Here is a 6,730-nt window from a genome sequence, read left to right as displayed (position 1 = left end):
GCTATAACGACAATTTTCAACGCCAACCTACTTACACTATTTGGCTGAACAATGCAATTCTTAACTGTCCTGTAATTTCTGAATTATTGTTAGCTTAAAAGGATGTTAATCAATGCTCAACTTTTACTACAATTTCAACGCTGTCAGCGACGACCTTTTTTAGATGTTCATGGTGATTATCTTCAGCGAGAGATTCCCAATGAGTTAATGCTGAAGGTGCAGAAGGACAAAAGCCTTCATCATCAGCGGATAGTCAGAAAGTTAAGTTATTCCGAACCGGATTATGTTGCGAGTGATTGGCAAGCAGGAGCAGCATCAACTCTAGCACTGATGCAGCAAGGGGTGAGTTATATTCGTCGTGGTGTAATATTAACTACCTATTATGAAAAATATACTTTGCTGAGTCGCCCAGATTTGCTTGTGAAACAGCCGGGTAAATCCCGTTTTGGAAATTGGAACTATGTCCCGGTTAATATTGAATTGGGTAAGCGTCCTAAGCAAGAATATCAGGTAGTTATTGCTTTTCACGCCCAAGTTTTAGCTATGGTTCAGGATGTGATTCTGAGTCAGGCTGGGCTGATATTGCGAGATAAAGATAAAACTTATGTGGTGGATTTGGACAAATGGACACCACAAATGCTGGATATTTTAGAGGAATATATTCAAGTTATTGAGTCGGTGGAAGCACCGGAAATTTTTATTTCTCGGCAGAAATGTAATCTTTGTCCCTGGTATAATTATTGTTATGCGAAAGCGAGATCTCAAGAACATCTGTCTCTGTTGCCAGGTGTAACACCGATTCGCTACACTCAACTGCAAAATTTGGACATCACTACTTTAGAAGCACTGGCACAGACCCATCCTAGCACCTTAGAAAACTTAACAGGATTTGATGGTAATGTGGCAGCTAAATTAGTTGTCCAAGCCCAATCTGTATTCACCAAACAACCCTTGATTCTTGCTGATTCCTTTTCTTTAGAATATCTGACTTTTACAGCCCCGATTGAACTTTATTTTGATATTGAAGCCCAGCCAGATTTAAATTTAAATTATCTTTTAGGTGTTTTAGTTGTGGATAGAGTTGCTAATACTGAACAGTTTTATGCTTTTTTGGCGGAACAACCAGAACAAGAACCTCTAATTTGGCAACAATTTTTAAATTTAGTGAATCAATATCCCCAAGCACCAATTTATCATTTTTGTGCTTATGAAGTGGATACAGTCAAACGCCTGGGAAAACTGTACCGCACACCTCATGCTCAAATTCATCCTCTCCTGAATCGGTTTGTTGATATTTATGAACAATTAATTCAAAGTGTGGCTTTACCAATAGATAGTTATGCGTTAAAAACTATTGCCCGTTGGGTGGGGTTTGAATGGCGTGAACAAGAAGCCAATGGTGCTAAATGTATTTACTGGTATGATAAGTGGTTAGAAACAGGCGATCGCACTTTATTAACAATCATCCAAGACTACAACGAAGATGACTGTCGCGCCACCCGTACTGTCAAAGATTGGCTGGTTGCTTTTTTCACAAGTGCATAAAACTTCTTTCTTCTTCCTAATTTCTAACTGGGCGCAGGCCCTGCGCCCCTACTATTATTCTATGTTGCATCTTCCAAAATTTCGGAAACCATTCCTGATTCTTATCTTGGCAACTTCACTAATTCTGATTAGTTTTCTGGTTAATAATTTCGCTTCCGCTTCTTTCATCATCAACAGCATAGAATTTATTGGTCAAGCTACCTTACCCACAGGTTTAACTTTCCAAAAAACCGAAGTTGGCGGTTTATCGGGAATTACTTATGATGCCAAAAATAACTTGTACTACGCAATATCTGATGACAGAGGGCAAGAAGCACCACCTCGTTTTTATACTTTAACAATTGATCTGAGTAAAGGTAAACTAAATAATAATGGAGTTGTTCCCGTAGGTGTAACGAACTTATTAGATAATAATAATCAACCATTCCTCCTCAATACTACTGATACAGAAGGAGTTGCCCTCACTAATAAAGATACCATATTTGTTTCCTCAGAAGGTGATGTAGACAGACTCATCAATCCCTTTATTAAAGAGTTTGCACTAGCTTCTGGAAAAACAATTAATACCTTACCCATACTGGATAAATTTTTGCCAGATTCTCAAAAGCAAAAAGGCATTCGCAACAACTTAGCCTTTGAAAGTCTCACCATTACACCGAATCAAAAACTTCTATTTACAGCCACCGAAAACGCCTTAATTCAAGATGGTACAGCAGCCCAATCAGGTGTTGGTACATCTTGCCGCATTTTGCAATATAACCTCTTAACCAAACAGCCAGAACAGGAATTTCTCTACCAAACACAACCAGTGACACCCTTGTTTAATCCTACAGGTAAATTTGCCAGTGGCTTACCTGATTTAGTAGCGATCGATAATGCAGGAACCTTTCTCAGTATAGAAAGAAGTTTCACAGGTTTGGGATTTACAGTTTCTCTGTTTCAGGTTTCCCTAAATAAGGCCACAGACATCCATAGCTTAGACAACATTACCGAAATTGACCCTGATAAAATCCAGCCAGCAGCAAAAAAACTCCTCTTAGATTTACGAACTTTAGATGTATCATTAGATAATATTGAGGGATTAACCTTAGGTGCAAAACTCCCCGACGGGCAACCATCACTAATTTTAATCAGCGATAATAATTTTAATGGACTACAACAAACCCAAATTTTAGCCTTTAAGCTGAAAATTGAATCTCCACTAACCAAATTATTACGCCGCTTTAGAATACCTAACTTGTGACATACTCCACACACTCCCCTATGCCTTGCTGCACGCTTGCGCGAACGGGTGAGTGTGGGCTTCTCAGTGACTGTAGAGGTTATTAACGTGAATAATAGTCCATACCTGCCTCCACAAAATCAGGAGTTGGTAGCCAACCGTTATCAAATTAAAACATTAATTGAAAGAGGTGGCATGGGTGAGGTATTTCTAGCAGAAGATATGCTGCTGGGAGGAACACCAGTAGCCATTAAGTTTTTATCTCAAACTGTTATTGATACTCAAAGACAGGAAAGCTTTAACCGTGAAGCTCTTCTCAGCGCGGCTTTAAGCCAAAAGAGTGTTCATATTGTTCATGCTTATGATTATGGTGTAACTACTAATGGCAACCCATATTATGTCATGGAATATTTATCTGGACAAAGTTTGAAGGAATTAATTCCTCTGTCTATCCCCATGTTTCTCAATCTAACTCGGCAAATTTGTTTAGGCTTAAAGTGCGCTCATCAAGGTGTCAATATTGATGGAAAAATTCAGCCATTAGTTCATAGAGATATTAAACCAGCTAATATTATTGTTACTCCAGATCCCATCTTAGGTAAATTAGTTAAAATATTGGATTTTGGCATCGCCAAATTTCTTAATAGTACAGAATCAATGATCACCAATGAAAAATGTTATGGAACTTTAGCATACTGTTCTCCTGAACAATTAGACGGTGGAGATATAGATAGTCGTTCTGATATTTATAGTTTAGGTGTAGTCATGTTTGAAATGTTGACAGGGCAAAAACCTTGGCAACCAGCAGCGGAAGGATTTGGGGCTTGGTATCAAGTACATTTATTTGAATCACCAAAACATATATCAGATATAAAACCCAGTCTCCAAGTTCCACAGCAACTCGATGATTTAATTATTAGTTGTTTAGCTAAAAAGCCAGGTCAACGTCCCCAAAATATGACGGAAATTCTCCAGGGTCTGGATAAAATAGAACAATCCTTGGAGCAAGCATCTTTAAATTCAGGTTTGGGAAATTCTGAATTATCTCAAACCAAAATCATACTTGATCAACAATTTATTTGGCCTCAAAATAAGCCAACTCAAAAAATTGTTTTTCCTCAACTCATTAGTGAAAAAAAAGTATCTACAGCTTCTTTATGGATAATGTTACCAGAATTAGAAATTCAAAATTATGCCTATACTACACGCTACACTCGATTTATTTTTATTACACATCCCCATCCGATGTTGTTATGGATAACACTACTTTACGACCATGACCTTACCCCTAAGTGGCTACCATGTTACTTAGATATGCAAAATTCCCAAAATCTCAAATTGGTGTGGTCATTGGCGGAAAATGAGTCCTATTCCTTACTTTTCTTTACCTTAGAACCTTCACATTGCTGTACTAATATGTTCAGTATTAGTATTTCTCCCTTACAAACACAAAATCTGAAGAATTGGGTGCAACAAAGTCAGAGCATGAAAGCTTCTACGGAATTCGGAACTAGCAAAAGCTTGTTAAAGCAGCAATATGAATATATAAAATTAGAGATACTAAAGCAGTTAAAATCATGAACTTGTAGGATTTAGGCACTGTAAGTAGTCGGACAAAATTAAATTCACTCGTTGAGAGAGGGAACTCTTAACTCTTAACTGGGAACAGAAAAATCAATTGTGTAATTAATTCTGTCCCATTACGTATAAATATACTGAAAACGGTTCATAGTTTAACCAAATATGAAACCCCTCTGGTAAACCTCTCCCCGCAACGGGGAGAGCCTTTGAACCTTGTATTATTAGCGGGCTTTTCAGCCCCCACCACAAGAAATTTTGGGATATTTTTTTAATGGGAAGTCTCTTAGGGAACACCAAAAAATAAATTACCCAATTTTGTGGGATGGGCATCCTGCCCGTCCTTGATGATTAGCGGGCAATTCGTCCCGCACCACAAGAAATTTTTGGGTATTTTTTTAATGGGAAGTCTCTTAAGAGTAAGCCACAAAATAAATGATCCTGTTTTGTCATGCTGAGTGTAGCGTTCGCGGAGCGTGGCGTTAGCCATAGGGAAACGAAGCATCTCAAGAGATTCTTCACTACACTTCGTTTTGTAATGCCTCTGACACGCTGCGTGAACAGAATGACATTGGGCATTTCTTTTTGTGGAATTCTCTAATTGCCTCTAAAAAAAATCTTTTCTCAAACTACTTGACAAATATAAAAAGACTGGGCATAATAGTGAGAGTGCAAGTTAAGCAAAACGCAAGGGACTGTAGTTCAATTGGTTAGAGCACCGCCCTGTCACGGCGGAAGTTGCGGGTTCGAGCCCCGTCAGTCCCGTTCTAAAATACTGAATATGAGATAAAGAGTTGATAAGGCAAACTCATAGGCTCTAATTTCAGTATGTGTAATCATGATTTGTAAAAGAGAGAATTAACTGTGACTGTCAGAGTTCGCATAGCTCCGAGTCCTACCGGAAATCTACATATTGGTACAGCGAGAACGGCTGTATTTAATTATTTGTTTGCTCGTCACCATGATGGCAAGTTTATTTTAAGAATCGAAGATACTGATTTAGAGCGATCGCGTCCAGAATACACAGATAATATTCTGGATGGACTACGCTGGCTAGGATTGAATTGGGATGAAGGTCCATTTTTTCAATCTCAACGCCTACATCTTTACAAGGAAGCAGTTCAAAAATTACTAGACCAAGGATTAGCTTACCGCTGCTACACTACATCGGAAGAGTTAGATGCTTTGAGAGAAGGTCAAAAAGCTAGAGGGGAAGCACCCCGCTATGATAACCGTCACCGTCACCTTACCCCAGAACAAAGGGCTGAATTTGAAGCTCAAGGACGTTCTTCTGTGATTCGTTTCCAAATCGCCGACAGCCGAGAAATTGTCTGGAATGATTTAGTCCGGGGGAAAATGAGTTGGCGGGGTAGCGATTTGGGTGGTGATATGGTGATTGCTCGCGCTGCTAGTGATGGTACAGGTCAACCACTATATAATTTTGTGGTGGTTGTGGATGACATTGATATGCAGATTACTCATGTCATTCGTGGTGAAGACCATATCGCCAATACTGCTAAACAGATTTTGTTGTATGAAGCTTTAGGGGCAAAAATTCCCGAATTTGCCCATACGCCCTTGATTTTGAATCAAGAAGGGCGCAAATTATCGAAGCGGGATGGAGTAACTTCCATTTGTGACTTTCAGGAAATGGGTTTTACGGCGGAAGGTTTAGTCAATTATATGACTTTGCTAGGCTGGTCGCCAGCGGATTCCACGCAAGAAATTTTCAATTTAGAATCAGCAGCTAAGGATTTTGGCTTTGAGCGAGTGAATAAAGCTGGTGCTAAGTTTGACTGGGATAAATTGGATTGGTTGAATAGCCAATATCTCCACAGTATGCCAGTTGATAAGCTGACAGATTTAGTTATTCCCTTCTGGTCAAAAGCTGGGTTTCAATTTACTGGTGGGAGAGAACATCCTTGGTTAGAGCAGCTAGTGGGGTTAATTGCTGCTAGTTTGACTCGGTTGGTGGATGCTGTGGATATGACCAAGGTATTTTTTACTGAGGGGGTAGAATTGACTGAGGAAGGCAGTCAACAATTACAGCAAGCAGGGGTGAAGACTGTACTACAAGTAATTATTGCAGCTTTAGAAAGTCAGCCGGAGTTAACTGGTGATGTCGCCCAGGATATTATTAAGCAGGTTGTGAAATCAGAAAAAGTGAAAAAAGGCTTAGTGATGCGATCGCTCAGAGCCGCATTAACTGGGGATGTACATGGACCAGATTTAATTCAGTCTTGGTTACTACTTAATCAGATTGGTTTAGATAAATCCCGCTTAAATCAAGCAATTAGCAATAATTAATTTCCGGGTATTGGGTCAGAATTTTCTGGAATTTTAAATTCTCCCGGCGGTACTCAAGTCTTTTCTGTAAAGGAACTT

4 protein-coding genes and 1 tRNA gene are annotated in these 6,730 nt (G+C 39.2%); all 5 read left to right on the top strand.

The window, feature by feature from the left end; translation table 11 throughout:
- Positions 1 to 102: 102 nt before the first annotated feature.
- Positions 103 to 1,545 carry a TM0106 family RecB-like putative nuclease gene (locus FJR37_RS01705; protein WP_168465124.1) on the top strand — a complete coding sequence of 481 codons (1,443 nt, stop codon included), beginning with the start codon at positions 103 to 105 and terminating at the stop codon, positions 1,543 to 1,545.
- 61 nt (positions 1,546 to 1,606) lie between these two features.
- Positions 1,607 to 2,788, top strand: a complete 1,182-nt coding sequence (locus tag FJR37_RS01700) for an esterase-like activity of phytase family protein (RefSeq protein WP_168465123.1) — start codon at positions 1,607 to 1,609, stop codon at positions 2,786 to 2,788.
- A gap of 87 nt (positions 2,789 to 2,875) precedes the next feature.
- Complete coding sequence (locus FJR37_RS01695) at positions 2,876 to 4,348, top strand: serine/threonine-protein kinase (RefSeq protein WP_168465122.1); 1,473 nt, start codon at positions 2,876 to 2,878, stop codon at positions 4,346 to 4,348.
- Between the two features lie 688 nt (positions 4,349 to 5,036).
- Positions 5,037 to 5,110, top strand: a tRNA-Asp gene (locus tag FJR37_RS01690).
- 99 nt (positions 5,111 to 5,209) lie between these two features.
- On the top strand, positions 5,210 to 6,652 hold the full coding sequence (gene gltX / locus FJR37_RS01685; RefSeq protein WP_168465121.1) for a glutamate--tRNA ligase: 1,443 nt from the start codon (positions 5,210 to 5,212) through the stop codon (positions 6,650 to 6,652).
- The last annotated feature ends 78 nt before the right edge of the window (positions 6,653 to 6,730 follow it).

The sequence above is a fragment of the Aphanizomenon sp. UHCC 0183 genome (genome assembly GCF_009712065.1).
In the GTDB taxonomy this organism is placed as follows: domain Bacteria; phylum Cyanobacteriota; class Cyanobacteriia; order Cyanobacteriales; family Nostocaceae; genus Dolichospermum; species Dolichospermum heterosporum.
This window is presented reverse-complemented; position numbering and strand designations above follow the sequence as displayed.

What these genes read in the sequence shown, in the direction of transcription:
- FJR37_RS01705 (WP_168465124.1), top strand. Translation starts at nt 103, where the DNA reads ATGTTAATCAATGCTCAACTTTTACTACAATTTCAACGCTGTCAGCGA.
- FJR37_RS01700 (WP_168465123.1), top strand. Translation starts at nt 1,607, where the DNA reads ATGTTGCATCTTCCAAAATTTCGGAAACCATTCCTGATTCTTATCTTG.